At 53.6% G+C, this 15,110-nt stretch carries 11 protein-coding genes; all 11 read right to left on the bottom strand.

Going from position 1 to position 15,110, the window contains the following annotated elements; genetic code table 11:
- Positions 1-231: 231 nt before the first annotated feature.
- The gene (locus tag P1P89_18855) at positions 232-987 is read right to left on the bottom strand and encodes a spermidine synthase (protein MDF1593573.1); all 756 of its coding nucleotides are present in this window, start codon (positions 985-987) and stop codon (positions 232-234) included.
- Positions 988-2,622, bottom strand: a complete 1,635-nt coding sequence (locus P1P89_18850; GenBank protein ID MDF1593572.1) for an ATP-binding cassette domain-containing protein — start codon at positions 2,620-2,622, stop codon at positions 988-990. It lies immediately after the preceding gene.
- A gap of 585 nt (positions 2,623-3,207) precedes the next feature.
- Positions 3,208-4,029 carry an NYN domain-containing protein gene (locus P1P89_18845; GenBank protein MDF1593571.1) on the bottom strand — a complete coding sequence of 274 codons (822 nt, stop codon included), beginning with the start codon at positions 4,027-4,029 and terminating at the stop codon, positions 3,208-3,210.
- A 93-nt stretch (positions 4,030-4,122) separates the two neighbouring features.
- Positions 4,123-5,982 (bottom strand): TRAP transporter permease, encoded by a 1,860-nt coding sequence (locus P1P89_18840; protein ID MDF1593570.1) that lies wholly within the window; start codon positions 5,980-5,982, stop codon positions 4,123-4,125.
- A gap of 468 nt (positions 5,983-6,450) precedes the next feature.
- Complete coding sequence (locus P1P89_18835) at positions 6,451-7,404, bottom strand: TAXI family TRAP transporter solute-binding subunit (protein MDF1593569.1); 954 nt, start codon at positions 7,402-7,404, stop codon at positions 6,451-6,453.
- 164 nt (positions 7,405-7,568) lie between these two features.
- Positions 7,569-9,137 (bottom strand): class I adenylate-forming enzyme family protein, encoded by a 1,569-nt coding sequence (locus P1P89_18830; protein MDF1593568.1) that lies wholly within the window; start codon positions 9,135-9,137, stop codon positions 7,569-7,571.
- Between the two features lie 41 nt (positions 9,138-9,178).
- Positions 9,179-9,697: a 4Fe-4S binding protein gene (locus P1P89_18825; GenBank protein MDF1593567.1), complete on the bottom strand. Its 519-nt coding sequence runs from the start codon at positions 9,695-9,697 to the stop codon at positions 9,179-9,181.
- A 65-nt stretch (positions 9,698-9,762) separates the two neighbouring features.
- Positions 9,763-11,907 carry a molybdopterin-dependent oxidoreductase gene (locus P1P89_18820; protein MDF1593566.1) on the bottom strand — a complete coding sequence of 715 codons (2,145 nt, stop codon included), beginning with the start codon at positions 11,905-11,907 and terminating at the stop codon, positions 9,763-9,765.
- A 252-nt stretch (positions 11,908-12,159) separates the two neighbouring features.
- On the bottom strand, positions 12,160-13,206 hold the full coding sequence (locus P1P89_18815; protein MDF1593565.1) for a DUF2207 domain-containing protein: 1,047 nt from the start codon (positions 13,204-13,206) through the stop codon (positions 12,160-12,162).
- A gap of 217 nt (positions 13,207-13,423) precedes the next feature.
- Positions 13,424-13,987 (bottom strand): LysM domain-containing protein, encoded by a 564-nt coding sequence (locus P1P89_18810; GenBank protein MDF1593564.1) that lies wholly within the window; start codon positions 13,985-13,987, stop codon positions 13,424-13,426.
- A gap of 84 nt (positions 13,988-14,071) precedes the next feature.
- Positions 14,072-14,713, bottom strand: a complete 642-nt coding sequence (locus P1P89_18805) for a hypothetical protein (GenBank protein ID MDF1593563.1) — start codon at positions 14,711-14,713, stop codon at positions 14,072-14,074.
- Positions 14,714-15,110: the final 397 nt, after the last annotated feature.

The raw sequence follows: 15,110 nt of genomic DNA, 5'->3' as shown, positions 1-15,110 counted from the left end.
GATTGCGAAAAATGTTGACCAGAAACATACATACACCATATATAACACCTCAGACCCCCTGTGTCAAGTGTGTCCAAAGATCAGCTTTGCAAAGGGGGAAGCATGTTTGAGGCATTCCGGTGTCCACTCGATTCGGCCCCGGCACTGCTTTTTTTCCTGTTCTTTATCACCGGATCGGTAGAATCCCGCCAGGGCGGGAGTCCTCCACCAGGTGGAGGGTTTATATCAAAACTAATGGAATATTGATCTGGTTTTATGGGGTTTTCGGCCGGCCGTTCCAGTTTTTCCGGGTTCGCCGGATCGAGAGCCGGCGGTTTTCCTGGCGATATAAACCACATGCCTGCGTCCGCCCCGGCCCGGGCGCTGCCGGTGTACAGAGAATCCGGCAGATTTCAACCGTTTTTCAAAGACCTTGTCCGGATCTTCGGACCAAACCGCAAAAACCCCGCCCGCCTTCAGAGCGGAACGGCTTAAGGCCAGCGCCTTATCGCCGTACAGATATTCCCCCCTGCCCTGGTCCCGCCCATGGGGACCTTCGTACAGGTCAAGAATGATGGCGTCAAAGCAATCTCTCTTCTCCTTTGTTGCCGCATCACGAATGACCGCAGCCACATCATCGATCACAACCTTGACCCGCGGGTCGTCGACTGCACCGCCGGTGAGATGGGCAATCGGCCCCCGGCACCATGTGACGACTATCGGGTTCAGTTCAGCCACCACGAACTCGGCATCTGCCGGGAGATTGTCGATGGCCGCCTTCAGGGTGAAACCCATGCCCAGGCCGCCCACCAGCACCCGGGGATTTTTTTTATGCTTCAGCGGCTCACACGCCAGCTCCGCCAAAACGATCTCGGACCTGTTGGCCGAGGCGTTCATCAAAACCCGGCCATCAACGGTGATAAGAAAATCCGTCTCGCCCCGCTGCCGAAGATCGAGAAGCCCCTCATCGGTAGCCATACTGTCCACTATCCGCCATGGCTTAGCCATTTAGAGTGCCAGAGCGCTTTCCCCGCAATAATGGACTTCCCGCTCCTTGGCCACGGCAGCGCTTGCCAGGTAGTCGTCAAAGTTCATATGCCGGTCAATGGCGCCTTCCGGGGTAAGCTCCACAATCCGGTTGGCCACGGTGGAGACAAACTGGTGGTCGTGGGAGGCGAAGAGAATCACCTCGGGAAAGGCCATGAGTCCTTCGTTAAGCGCGGTAATGGCCTCCAGGTCCAGGTGGTTGGTGGGCTCGTCCAGCAGGAGCACATTGGAGCCGCTCAGCATCATGCGGGAGAGCATGCAGCGCACCTTCTCCCCGCCGGAAAGAACCCCGGTATTTTTCATGGCCTCTTCCCCGGAAAAGAGCATGCGGCCCAGGAAGCCCCGGGCAAAGTTCACCCCCTCATCCGGCGCGTACTGCAGCAGCCACTGGACCAGGGGCATGTCGGTTTCGAAAAAGCGGCTGTTCTCCTTGGGGAAGTAAGCGGTGGTGACGGTCTGGCCCCATCGGAAGCTGCCGGCGTCCGGCGCCGTCTCCCCTGCCAGGATCCTGAACAGGGCGGTTTTGGCCAGGCTGTTGTCCCCGACAAGGGCGACCTTATCCCCGCCGTTCAACACCATGCCGAAGTTGTTGAGAACCTTTTCCCCATCGATGGTTTTGCTGAGGTTTTCGATTTCCAGGATCACGTTCCCGCAGGGACGTTCAGACCGGAAGGCGATCCATGGGTATTTTCGTGACGAGACCGGCAACTCATCCGGGGTAATCTTTTCCAGAAGTTTTTTCCGGGAAGTGGCCTGTTTGGCCTTGGATGCATTGGAGCTGAAGCGCTGGATAAACGCGGTCAGTTCTTTGACCTTTTCCGTCGCTTTCTTGTTTTCGTTCTGTTTCTGTTTCTGGATCAGACGGCTCGCCTGACACCAGAAGTCGTAATTGCCCACAAAAACCTGGATCCTGCCGTAGTCGATATCGGCAATGTGGGTACAAACTTGGTTGAGGAAATGACGGTCGTGGGAAACCACGATCACGGTATTCTGGCAGCGCGCCAGAAAATCTTCCAGCCAGGCGATGGACTTGAGGTCCAGGTGGTTGGTGGGTTCGTCCAGAAGCAGGACATCGGGGTTGCCGAACAGGGCCTGGGCCAGAAGCACGCGGACCTTGTCCCCCCCCTCCAGCTCTTTCATCTTCAGGTGGCGCAGCGCTTCGGGGATCCCCAGACCGTTGAGGAGAACCGCCGCTTCAGACTCGGCTTCATAGCCGTTCATCTCGGCAAACTCCGCCTCCAGTTCACCGGATCGGATGCCGTCCGCTTCGGTGAAATCCGCCTTGGCGTAAATGGCGTCCCGTTCCATCATGACGGCATAGAGCCGCTCGTGGCCCATGATCACCGTGTTGACGACGAATTCCTCGTCAAAGGCAAACTGGTCCTGCTTCAGGACGGCGATGCGCTCCCCGGGCACTGCGCCCACCGTCCCCTTGTCGGGTTCGATCTCCCCGGACAGGATCTTAAGGAAAGTCGATTTGCCGGCGCCGTTGGCGCCGATAAGGCCGTAGCAGTTTCCGGGGGTGAATTTGATATTGACGTCTTTAAATAAAATGCGCTTGCCATAGACAAGCGCCACGTTGGATGCGCTGATCATAATTTGTTCCTTTATCACACTTTCTAATTAGTTGTTGTCACAAATATGTTCCAATTGAATGATCTCCATATAACTGCTACTCCAGTCGTCGGATGGTTCTGTTTCAGTCGGCAAACTGTTTGAGCAAATTAGAGCGCGTTCAATTGAACATTATCCATTTGACTAAATTCATTCAAAAATTGATCCGCTTTAAACGGTCTTGATATCCACGCCGGGTTCAATTGTTACGCGCTTTTATTTGCGAGTTTTTGCCGATTGAAACGGAATTATCCGGCGGCTGAATCGGAATGTATTTTTAGCAACCGCTACAAATATAGTTTTCCAGCAAATAAAAGCTGTGCCTCCAATAAAAAACCACGGGTCGTTTCAACCCGTGGTTCATGCGACGCGTGCTTATAGCGTATCGCACTTAAGTTGGCAATCTTTTTTTAGCTTGCATGCAAATTAATGAGAATATGCTGGATTCCGGGTCAAGCCCGGAATGACGGAAAATATTGAAGTGCCGGCTTTTATAATTACGACACAGCCGCCTTCGTCGGAATGACGACTTGCGGCAAGCCGCGGGGAATCGGACCCAAAAGAAAATCAAATGGTATGTGGGATTTTTATGATAAAACCGCCCGACTTCTGGTCGCGTTCAAGCTCCAGGATGCCCTGGGCTTCGGCGCTTTCCAACAGCGCGCCGAAAGAACGGAATCCGTAATAGGATTCATTAAAGCCCGGTTTGCGGCGCTTTAAGGCCTGCTTGATCATGGACCCCCATATCTTTTCCTCCTCTCCGCGCTCCTGTAAAAGGGCCTCATAAGTCGCGACAATAAGATCCCAGGCTTCCTGCTTTTTGTCCTCGGCGGGAGGCGCCGCTTTGCTTTTTGGGGTGGGGGAAGGCTTTTGTTTTGCCTTGCTTGCCGGCGTTTTTCGCTGGGGTTTTTTCTGTCGGACCAGATCATCATAATAAATGAACTCGTCGCAATTGGCGATGAGCAGGTCTGCCGTCGAATTTTTAACGCCGACGCCGATGACGGTCTTGTTGTTCTCGCGAAGTTTACTGACAAGCGGCGAGAAGTCGGAGTCGCCGCTGATGACAACGAAGGTGTCCACATGCTCTTTGGTGTAGCAAAGGTCCAGCGCATCGACGACCATGCGGATATCCGCCGAGTTTTTTCCGGATTGCCGCACATGGGGGATCTCGATCAATTCAAAGGAAGCCTCATGCATCGCGGACTTGTAATCCTGGTAGCGCGCCCAGTCGCAGTAGGCCTTTTTGACCACGATGTTTCCCTTCAGCAGCAGCCGATCGAGAACCTTGACAATATCGAACGGGGCATATTTTGAATCGCGAACACCGATGGCAACATTTTCAAAATCGCAGAAAACGGCCATGATCTTTGCATCTGAATCTTGCGTCATTGCTATTTCCCTTTTCATTTTTTCCGGCAGCAGCAGGTCAAACGACGCGCCCCATTTTCAAGACGCCGCCGGGTATTGCATCAGCCTGGCTGCTCAGGCGACGACCTTCCGAAATTTCTGAGACAAGATGACGATAAGCAGCAAACCCGCCCCGGCCAGATCGGTTAAAACCCCCGGCTTGATCAGGAAGAGGGCCGCCGCCAGCAGCATCGCTCTTTCCACGTAATGGGTTTTTCTGAAAAACCACCCCACCAGCGCGGCTGAAAGCGATGTCACGCCGACCGATGCCGTGATGATGGACAGAAAAATGTTAACCGGTTTGCCGATCAGCAGGAGCGAGGGGCCGTAAACGAACATATAGGGGATAATGAAACCCGTGGCCCCGAGTTTCAGTGCGGCGATACCGGTCTTCCACAAATCGGAACCGCTGATGCCGGCGGCAGCGTAAACCGCCATGGCCACCGGCGGCGTGATGGCGGAGATGATGGCAAAATAGAAAACAAAAAGATGGGCGGCAATCAGCGGAACGCCCAGCTTGATCAGCGCCGGAATCAGCAGGGCCGCCTGGACGATGTAAGCGGCCGTCGTGGGAAGTCCCATTCCCAGGATGATCCCGGCGAACATCGTGAGGACCAGCGCAAGTGCCAGCGAATTCCCGGAAAAGTGAAGAATCATGCCGGTGAATTTCAGTCCGAGGCCCGTCAGGTTGATGATTCCCACCACAATGCCGGCGCAGGCGCAGGCGCAGGCAACCGGAAGCATATTCTTGGCCCCGAATTCAAGGGACCGCAGGATTTTTATCGGGCCCATACGCGTGTCCGCCTTGATTAAAGAAATCACTATGACGGAAAGGGTCGCATAGATGCAGGCGTACATCGGAGTGTAACCGGCCAGCATGAAATAAATGATGGCGAGCAGCGGAATCATCAGGTGTCCCTTTGCCAGCAGGACATCGCTCAGGTTGGGCCTTTCCGATTTGGGAAGACCCAGCAGTCCGGTCCTGGTCGCCTCGTAGTGGATGGCCATGAACAACGCCAGATAATAAAGAATGGACGGAATCAGGGCATGTTTACAAAGATCGATGTAGCGAATCCCGGTAAACTCGCTGATCACGAAGGCGGCCGCCCCCATGACCGGCGGCATGATTTGCCCGCCGGTGGAAGCGGTGGCCTCGACGGCGGCGGCAAATTCGTGCCTGAACCCGGTCCGCTTCATCAGCGGAATCGTCAGCCAGCCATCGACCATGACGTTGGCCACAGCGCTGCCGGAGATGGTCCCGAACAGGCTTGAGGAGACGACGGCGATTTTTCCGGGCCCCCCGGTCGACCCCCCCACCAGGGCCGATGCAAAATCCATGAAGAACTGGCCGGTTCCGGACCGTTCGAGAAACGCGCCGAAGATGACAAAGAGGATGACATAGGTGGAGGAGACGCCCAGGGGAATGCCGAAAATCCCCTCGGTGGTCAAATAGAGCTGATCGACAATGGTTTCGATGCTGAACCCCGTATGACGGATCATATTCGGCAGATAATTGCCGAATATCGCGTACAGTAGAAATGCAATCGAGGTAAGGGGCAGGGCCCATCCGATCACTCTGCGCGAAGCTTCCAGAAGGAGCAGCGTCAATAGGATTCCCAGCAGAAAGTCCCAGGGGGTCAGGGGATGAATATAGGGATAACGGGTGATCACGTAGTCATAATTCACGTACAGATGCACCAGGGACCACAGTGTGAACACCAGCAGCAACACATCCGAAGTAATTTTTATTTTCTCTTTTTCGGTACGGCTCGAGATGTTCATCAGAAAGATCAAACCCAGCGTAAACAATAGATGGGTGATGCGGTGCAGCATGGCCTCGGGCAGGCCGACGGCTGCCGTGTAGAGATGATAAAGGGACATGACAACGGCCAGAACGGTTACCGTCTTTCCAGTAGCACTGATCAGTTTCTTCATCGGATGCCCTTTCCGGTGAGGGTATATTCGGCTGTCACGTTCCGATATCGGGATGCCGCATAACAAATCGTGACGCGAAGATTTAAATGCTGCCCGCAATGAGGCCCGTGTATGGCAATATTCCGGCGTGGCAGGTATACCGCTTTCCATAATAAAGTTCCGAGAATGAATTGCGGTATAAGCGGTTTTAGAAAAAAACGTTGAGATAACGGAACGTTTTTTTGACAACCGCTATAGAAGTCATTGTTCTGCAGGGAAAGATCCGTTCCGAATCAGTTCCGGCCGCAATGCACAAGCCCCTGGCCCGTCGACACGCGGCAGCGGCGGCGTGCGCATTGGAATTCGGTCCTTCTTAACCGCGTGGGGGACCCCCAGGCGCGACCGCATCCCGGGAGCCCCACCCACGTGATATTGCCAACATATATCGAATCTGCTTTTTCAAGCTGCGCTGAAACATCGGCGCAGGTCCTATTTGATGGCGCCGATTTCCTTGTAGTATTTAAGCGCGCCGGGATGGAAAGGAACTCCGATGTCCAGGGCCAGGTCCTCGGCTGTTAACCCCTTCATGGCGGAAACCACATTGGCATAGTTGGGCAGGTTGTCAACCATGGCTTTGGTTATTTTATAGACCAGTTCATCGGGGAGGTCGGTACTGACAATCAGATGCGTAAAAAATCCGAAACCGGCAATGTCGTGATCGACCCCCTGATAGGTCCCCTTGGGGATCTTTCTGGGTATGTATCCGGAATTCAGATTTTGCATGGCCTTGATTTTGTCGTCGGGCATACTGATCAGGTCGATTTTGCGGGTGGAAGCCAGATCCATGATCGAGGAGGCCGGGACCGTGGTGCACAGGAGAAATCCATCGCAATGGCCGTCTTTCATCAATGAAACGGTGTCGTTATAACCCACATGGTGCACCTTGGCCATGTCATTGTAGGAAAGCCCGTAAATTCCAAGGAGCTGCCGGGAGGCAAACTCACCGGTGTGCCCTTTGGGGCCCGGAGAGATGACCTTTCCCTTCAGGTCGGCCACTGATTTGATGCCCTTGTCCGCCGGAACCACCATTTGAAAATATTGCGGGTACAGGTTGGCCAGCTGTCGCACCTTGTCCATTTTGCTTTTAAACGGGGGACGTCCACTAACGCCGTCCACTCCTGAACTGGAGTTTGAAAAGCCCAGGTCGGCTTTTCCGAGTTGGACCCCTTCCACATTGGCAACGCCGCCCCCGGGGGTTACGGCCAGCGTCACCCCTGGAATCGCTTTCTGGACGGCATCCGAGATGGCCCCGCCCAGCGGGTACCAGGAGCCGCCCATGGGGCCGGTCATCAGTTTCAAATCGTATTTGTCAGCACAGATTGCCGGAGAAGCGGCCAGAAAAAAAACGGTGAGCAACGCACACACTAAACGGAATTGTTTCATAGCACCCTCCCTTGTTTGATTAAAGGTAAAATGAACGCACGCCGAAAGTTGCTGATTATAAAAGTGCAATCCCTTGAAGTCAAATAAAATTCGCCCGGGGCGGGCATTTAATATTTTTACCCTGAGAAATTTTTTCTGCATCTGATCGGGATTCAATCCCTGCGTTATGGATTTGTCGCCCCGATATACTGTTTCCTCAGTTTGACCTTTTCAATCTTGCCCGTGGGGTTGCGGGGAATATTTCCGAAAAAGACCTTTCGCGGCCTACGGTATCTGGGCATTTCCGCGCAGAACGCCAGGACCTGCTCCTCGGTAAGGGTCTTTCCCGGTACGGTTTCAATGACGATGCCGACGATCTCTCCCAGACGCTCATCAGGACATCCGATGGCGGCTGCATCCTTTACATCGGGGTGGGTATGGATATGGTTTTCCACCTCCACCGGGAATATATTTTCGCCGCCGCAGTTGATCACGTCTTTCTTTCTGTCCACCAGGAATATAAACCCGTCTGCGTCCTCTCTGGCCATGTCCCCGGTGTAGAGCCATCCGTCCTTGATCGCAGCGGCAGTGGCCGCCGGATTCTTATAATATTCCCGCATGACACCGCTGCCCCGGACAATCAGTTCTCCCACCTCTCCCCGGGAGACGTCGATTCCCGCTTCATCGACGATTCGCGTTTCCCAGTTGAATCCGGGCCGGCCGATGGCGCCGACCTTATGGAGATTCTCAATGCCCAGGTGGACGCAGTTGGGGCCCGTGGCCTCGCTCAGGCCATAGGTCGTATCATAGTCCATATGGGGAAAATAATTTTTCCAGCGTTTGATGAGGGATGGCGGCACCGGCATGGCCCCGATATGCAGGAGACGCAGTTGATCCAGCCGATAATCCTCGATACGCATGTCGCCCCTATCCAGCTTCACAAGGATATCCTGGACCCACGGCACCAGGAGCCAGAGGATGGTTCCGCCTTCCTCGCTCACCGCCTCGAATATCCATTCAGGAGAAATGCCCCTGAGGATCACTGCACGGCCGCCGACGATGAGGCTCCCGAACCAGTGCATCTTGGCGCCGGTATGGTACAGGGGCGGAATGAGTATGAAATTATCCTCCTTTTTCTGACCGTGATGGATATTCTCCGTGATGCAGGCGCATTCCAGATTCTTATGCGTGAGCAGGATCGGCTTGGGCTGTCCGGTGGTCCCGGAGGTAAAATACAGAGCGCACGAATCGTTCAGGTTGAGTGCCACGTCAATAGGTGCGGAAGACGCGCCCGCCATCAGTTCCTGAAAGGGTTCGGCAAAATCCGGAGAGTCTTTTCCGGCAAAAATGAAATCCTGAACATGAATCTGGTCCCGGATCGCCTGGATGCGCTCGGTGAATTCCTCTCCAAAGAGCACGAGCTTCGGCTCAGCCACATCGATACAGTATTTGATATCGGCGCCTGCAAACCGAAAATTCAGGGGCACGACCCAGGCCCCGGTCCTGATGATCCCGAAATAGGCGATGAGCCAGTCAATGGAATTCATCATCAGGTGAACGACCTTGTCGCCTTTGCAGATGCCCTTTTCCAGGAGCCGGTTGGCAAAGCGGTTTGCGCCTTCGTCAAACTGCTTCCAGGTAATCTCCCGGCGCTTTTTTTCAGCAGGCACCCGTTCCACCAGCGCGATGTCATCGGGATACATCCGCGCGTTTCTTGAAAGCATCTCACCGATGTGGATGCAACTGTCGGACATGATACAATCTCCTTATAGAACCCATCTTCTTAAGACCGCGTCTATGACCCGATGGCTGCAGCGGATCGCCTTGGGCGGCGGGTGTGCTTTTCCGCAATCTCCCTTTGAATCGCATCGGGATCGCCGAAATAGATGCAATGCCCGGGGCAGATATTATCCGCGCAGGCCGGGATGAGCCCGTTGTCCACCCGGTGGAAACAGAGATTGCACTTGAGGGTAACATCCATGTCCGGGTCAAGTTCAATGGCGTCGTAGGGACATTCGTCCAGGCAGAGGCCGCATCCGGTGCATTTTTCGCTGTCCAGTTCAACAATGCCGTCATCTCTTTTGGTTATGGCCGCATCCGGGCACGCCGCCGCACAGGCCGGCTCGTCACAGTGTCGGCAAAGACTGACGCGATACATGAACTCAGGTTGGCCATTTATTATCCGAGGGCCCTCTTCCAGGACCTTGATGAGCCGGATGCCCTCCGGGGCGTTGTTTTCCTGTTTGCAGGCCACTTCGCAGGTCCTGCATCCCCAGCAGGATTCGTGGTCGATTATCAATCTATAGGGTTTCATTTTCCTCTCTTCTTTTGCCTAAGTACATATTTTCATAAATACGTTGTTTTTTGTGGAACAGCACACTAAGTCTCCGGGCTGATCCTGCACAAAAGCGTTCGAACATGGGTGGCGCCCATGGCCGGATCACAATGGGCATAGGCATTGCCCGTCAGGATATTAATGTTGGACTCCTCCCAGCCGTGCCCCGGATCTTTCTTTTCCGGGAACCACCAGCCGTGTTCCGCCGATACGATTCTGGGGTCCATACCCGCAAAGAATTTGGCCCTTTGCCTGACCCGGCCGCGGGGAGATTCAATCACCACCCAGTCCCCTTCCCGGATGCCCTCTTTTGCGGCGGTCTCCGGATGGAGCTCCACCAGCGGGTCCCGCTGGAGCTCCCGCAGCCAGGAGAGCTGGCGATTTTCCGTGTGGAAAAATCCGGGGCTCCTTCTCCCGGTAATCAGTATATAGGGATATTCCCCATAAAGCGCCGGCGTGCTGACCGGGCCTTCCGGCGGCTCTCTGAATTGCGGCAAAGGATCATATCCCCACTTTTCAAGGAGCGTGGAATAGAGCTCGAATTTTCCGGTGGGTGTGGAAAAGCCTTTTTCCTTGTACTTTTGGTAGGCCACTTCACCCCGGAGATAATCCATTTCCTTGAAATCCCTCCACCTGATCCCCATGGGGGCAAGGATATGGTCCAGGCCGCCCTCAAAGTCGTCCCACCAGTAGGCGCTCTGGCCGACCCGGTGGGCCAGGTCGTTGATCATCTCGTGGTCCGAACGGCATTCCCCGATTTGAACGGCCTTCCTTCTGGGAAAGATGTAGCCGTGCCGCTTCCAGAAGTCCGCGATGTAGTCCATCTCAAGCCAGGTGGCCGCCGGAAGCACAATATCCGCAAGCTCCGCCGTGGGCGTCAGGAAAAAATCCGACACGGCCATGAATTCAACGGCGCTGAGCGCCCGAAATACTTCCTTTGCATTGCCCCGGGTCATGAGCGGATTGGAGCTGATAAAGAAGAGCATCTTCACGGGATAGGGTTTTTCTTCAAGGATGGCATCCCAGACGCACTTGGGGTTGATGATGGCAAAATTTCCGGCCAGTCTGAAACGGTCGCCCCCCAATCGCTTTTTCGCTTGTGCCTTGGGGAGCATGTCGTGGGCCCCGAACCGGCCCACGTTGACAATCTTCGGGGGCTTAAAAAGGACCTGTCCGCCCTTTGCATCGATGTTGCCGGTGATGCCCATCAGGGCCAGAAGCACGCGGTTGTTGTCCGCGCAATTGACCTGCTGCTCGATGGCAACGCCCCACTGAACGGCCGCCGGCCGGGTGGTTGCAAAAAGACGGGCCGCCGCCCGAACCTTCTCCTGTGGAACCCAGGTAATTTTTTCAACCCTGTCCAGGGGGTATTCATTAACACGCTCCACAAACGGCGCCCACCCGTGTACGTGGTTTTTAACAAAGTCCCTGTCGTAGAGTTCCTCATGGACAATCACATAGAGCATTCCCAGGGCAAGGGCCGTGTCCGTGCCGGGCCGCAGGGCAAGCCAGATATCGGCCCGGGCCGCGATGCGGGTGAGCCTGGGATCCACGGCAATGAGTTTGGCGCCGGCATCCAGGGCCTGGGAAAACGGTTCACCCTTGTAGCAGTCGGGATTGCTGATCACCACATTGTTTCCCCAGACCATGATGCATTTGGGGTTGTTTTCATAATCCACGATGGGGTTGGTGCCGCAGGTGATGATCGTGGTGGCGATTCTGGGTCCATAGCAAAAATGACCGGCCGTAAGCACGTTCGGCGTACCCAGGAGATTGGCAAAACGATAGATTACGGCTTCGTTTTCCCGCCCCGTGCCGTACCCGGGCACAATCGATTCCGCGCCGAAGGTCTCCTTGAAATACAAAATTTTTTCGGCAATGGTGTCCAGGGCGTCATCCCAGGAAATGCGCTGCCACTTGCCGCTCCCCTTGGGTCCGACCCGGCGGACCGGATGGCTCAATCTGTCCGGGTGGTAGACCAGCTGCGCCGCCCCGATTCCCTTTGAGCAAAGCGTCCCATGGTTGATCGGGCAATCCGGATCACCGCCGATCTTCTCGATCTTTCCGTTCCTGAGGTAAACAATCACACCGCATCCGCCATGACACATGCGGCAATGGCTCTTTACCACCGTGTCATAGCCATAGACCTCCATTTCTTTTTCTATGTTTGAATACATAAACCGAGGCATAAATTTTCTCCGCTTTCAGGCCGGGTTTAATCTCTTTCTCAACTTCAACCTTTAGCGTGGTTGTCAAAAATATGTTCTCATTGAATGCTGTTTATAGCTTGTACGCCAGGCGTCGGATGGTTCTGTTTCGGTCGGCAAACTGTTTGAGCAAATTAGAGCGCGTTCAATTCTTCTCAGCCGAAACCATTACGTATGGCTATTTCCGCGTCATTCGTCCCTTCGTCCCTCGTCACTCCCTCTCAATTTCCCCGCCTACCAACCCCCGCCGCCGCCGCCTCCTCCTCCTCCTCCGCCGGAAGAACCGCCGCCGCCGCTGCCGGAGGACGAACCCGGCGCGCTGGTGGAAGCGGAAACAGCGCCGGCAAAGGCGCTTCCCAGGCTTGACCCCAGGTTGTTCAGCGAGGTGCGGCCCGAATACCACCCCGGACGATAGGTCTTTTCTCTTTCAGCCCGGGCCAGTATATCCGCGAACTTTTCATTCCACTGCTGTTCCACGTCCAGCGCCAGGGCGTAGGGCAGCAGCTTTTCAAACAGCTCCGGGGTGCGGTCGGGCGGATTGAGCAGTTCCAGACGATCCTGCTCGGCTACGGAAAGATACATGCGAAACCCTTCCAGGGTATCCATCAGACGGCGGCCGGCCCGGGTCGGCGCCTTTAAAAGCTGGTAAAATAAAAGATTGACCCCGGCCAGCAGCACCAGGGTCGCGGGCACAGCCGGGCTGGCTGCATCCGCCAGCATCACTATTCCCATAATCTCGCCCAAAAAAAAGGGGGTTGCGAAAAGGCTGATAAAAACGGCGGTGCTGATGTTCCGGCCGGCCCAGGCCGCATACACCATCAACCCCAGAACTGTGCAGCCGATTGTCCAACCCGAAAGCCAGATTGTCATAAACAGCGCACCGGCGGCCTCCCTGCCGGACAGCACCTGGATCACCACGAAAAAAATCGTCGGCGCAATGCCGGGAATGAAATAATCCTTGTTTTTAAGAAAATAGACCTTTTCATATTCGGCGCTCAGGCTGGCTTTAAGGGCCTTGTTGGCGCCGCCGATGGCCTTGTGGTAGTCATTCGTCAGCGTCAAGCGGTTTCGGGATTGAAACAGTTTCGCGGCAGCGTCCTTTTCGCCCTTGGACAAGGCGGCGTCCGCTTTGCCTGCGCGCTCCAGGGTGTACTTGCCGTCATCCCGTTCGGTGATGGTGAGATAGCCTTTGACCGCCATGTTCAGGATAGCGGCGGCAAAGGCCTTGCGATCGTAGCCCATCCGCATGACAAACCGGACCGAGGCCGTTGTAGATCGCAATAAATCAGATCGCCAGAAAGGCGGCAATCACCAGCAAAATGAGACCGATTTCCATCGCCTGGCTCCTGTGAAGTTTTGTTCCTGCAAGTAAATAATGTATCGTGCCCGTAATAGACCGGCAATTAAACGGACAGGCATTTCATTACCATTTGTCATTCCCGCACAGGCAGGAACGTGCGCATGATATTTTTCCCATTGGCAAACAACGTTCCCCAAATCACTTCATCCGCCATTTAGGTCTCTTAAACCCAAGTCTTCTCTCATCATCGGGTTTCGGGGGATGGGGAACGTCCTTCATGCCCAACCATTTAATCAAGGCCAAAACCAGCATTGTAAAGAGGCATATAATAATGAAAATTACTGTGGGACGACCCAGTCGTAGATATATCGGCCCTTTGTTCAGGCCTGTTTCTTCAAGTGTTTCAGCTTTGCCCTGTTCTGATGCATCCAATCCCTCTTCAACCACACTTGAAGATTTTTGATGCGGTTCTGATGAAAGAACAGGTATTTTGATCTTCTGACCGATTTTAAGCCTGTTAATATCCTTGATATGGTTTGATTTGGCGACCGAGGCGATTTTAGTGTAATCCCCATAGTATCGGTAAACTATTTTTGAAAGACTGTCACCCGCCTTTACCGTGTGGATTTGATAATTTTTCGGTTTTTGATCATTGCTCAATGCGTGGACAGGCATATTCCATAAAGCCGCATGTATCAGCACTGAAAATAATATTATATAGAGAGGGATGCGTTCAGCGATCCGCTTCTCAGTGGGTGCCATCGGGATACTCCATTTGTGGTAAAAGGGTAGGGAGGGGCGGAAACACCCCATGCGAAAATGATAAAACCAGAAATCCGATCCGTTTTAAATGTTGTTAACATCAACAAAAACGTCAATGACATACTTGGAAAGTTTGTGGCTGTATCCGCCCAGGAAAGAACGCATGGCCTCAAGTGCGGCGGTCCATTCAGCTTTTGACGTCGAAATATGAGTAGGGTTGTCGATGAAAAAAACAAAAACGAGGTAAGCCGGGACATCGTTTAAAACCCTCAGCAGATAAAGATGTGACAATCTGTTTGCGTATTGATAAAGGCCCCGGGTAAGATCGCTCCGGGTTTCCAAGCCTAAATATTTTTGAGTTTGTTTCAGGCTTTTTTTAATAAGCGTTTTGGATTTAGGAGAATATACATGGCAATATGAGATGATTTCTGAAACATGGGCTTTTGCCTCAACCAGAAAATAAGCCTCATTGCCTGTTCGGCCCAACGCATCCCACTGGGGGCCGCGATTGGGCCAGAAATCTTTGAGTTTTTTTTTGGACAGCTTGATTCCCAGAAGATCCAGAAATGCCTGGTCGCGATATTCTGCATAATCGTCATTCACATGGGGCGAAAGCCACTCAATGTTACGACCCTTATCAGCCCCGATGATTTTTTTTATGGGCTTATCCAGCAAATGGGGCTGTTCATTTACAAGCGCCTGGATCCATTTCAAACTGCCTTTCACGCCTGTTTTCTGAATGATTCTGCCCATATGCTTTTATGAATAAATGGTTGGTTCTTTAAGTGCTTACGCCGACATCCCCATGGTCTCTGTTTAATTATCGGGTTAAGAATACCTCATCCTGAGCGTTTGCGCAAGCCCGGCCCTCATTCGTGAACCCTGATTCACCGTCAAAAAAAGTAAAAACCTCGTTGATCCTGAAGAATCAGGGTGATAGATAGATTGTAGCAAAACAAAACTATCATCAACGAGGTGAAGTTATTATGGCACAAGGAGTTCTTCCATTCAAGTATGAAGCTGAGAAAAAAACAACCGGTCTGACAGCATTGGCGGGTTTGCCGACCTATCTTGATTTGGCCAAGGTGATTGGTTTAAGCAAATCGATCCAAAAGCATTTAAA

Source organism: Desulfobacterales bacterium (assembly GCA_029211065.1).
GTDB lineage: Bacteria > Desulfobacterota > Desulfobacteria > Desulfobacterales > JARGFK01 > JARGFK01.
The sequence above is the reverse complement of the archived record's forward strand: the minus strand, read 5'-3'. Positions and strand labels throughout refer to the sequence as shown.

Excerpts from the sequence above, each read along its gene's own strand:
- P1P89_18825 (MDF1593567.1), bottom strand. The coding sequence starts at position 9,697 with ATGAAACCCTATAGATTGATAATCGACCACGAATCCTGCTGGGGATGC.
- P1P89_18835 (MDF1593569.1), bottom strand. The coding sequence starts at position 7,404 with ATGAAACAATTCCGTTTAGTGTGTGCGTTGCTCACCGTTTTTTTTCTG.
- P1P89_18840 (MDF1593570.1), bottom strand. The coding sequence starts at position 5,982 with ATGAAGAAACTGATCAGTGCTACTGGAAAGACGGTAACCGTTCTGGCC.
- P1P89_18820 (MDF1593566.1), bottom strand. The coding sequence starts at position 11,907 with ATGCCTCGGTTTATGTATTCAAACATAGAAAAAGAAATGGAGGTCTAT.
- P1P89_18850 (MDF1593572.1), bottom strand. The coding sequence starts at position 2,622 with ATGATCAGCGCATCCAACGTGGCGCTTGTCTATGGCAAGCGCATTTTA.
- P1P89_18830 (MDF1593568.1), bottom strand. The coding sequence starts at position 9,137 with ATGTCCGACAGTTGCATCCACATCGGTGAGATGCTTTCAAGAAACGCG.
- P1P89_18810 (MDF1593564.1), bottom strand. The coding sequence starts at position 13,987 with ATGGCACCCACTGAGAAGCGGATCGCTGAACGCATCCCTCTCTATATA.
- P1P89_18855 (MDF1593573.1), bottom strand. The coding sequence starts at position 987 with ATGGCTAAGCCATGGCGGATAGTGGACAGTATGGCTACCGATGAGGGG.
- P1P89_18845 (MDF1593571.1), bottom strand. The coding sequence starts at position 4,029 with ATGACGCAAGATTCAGATGCAAAGATCATGGCCGTTTTCTGCGATTTT.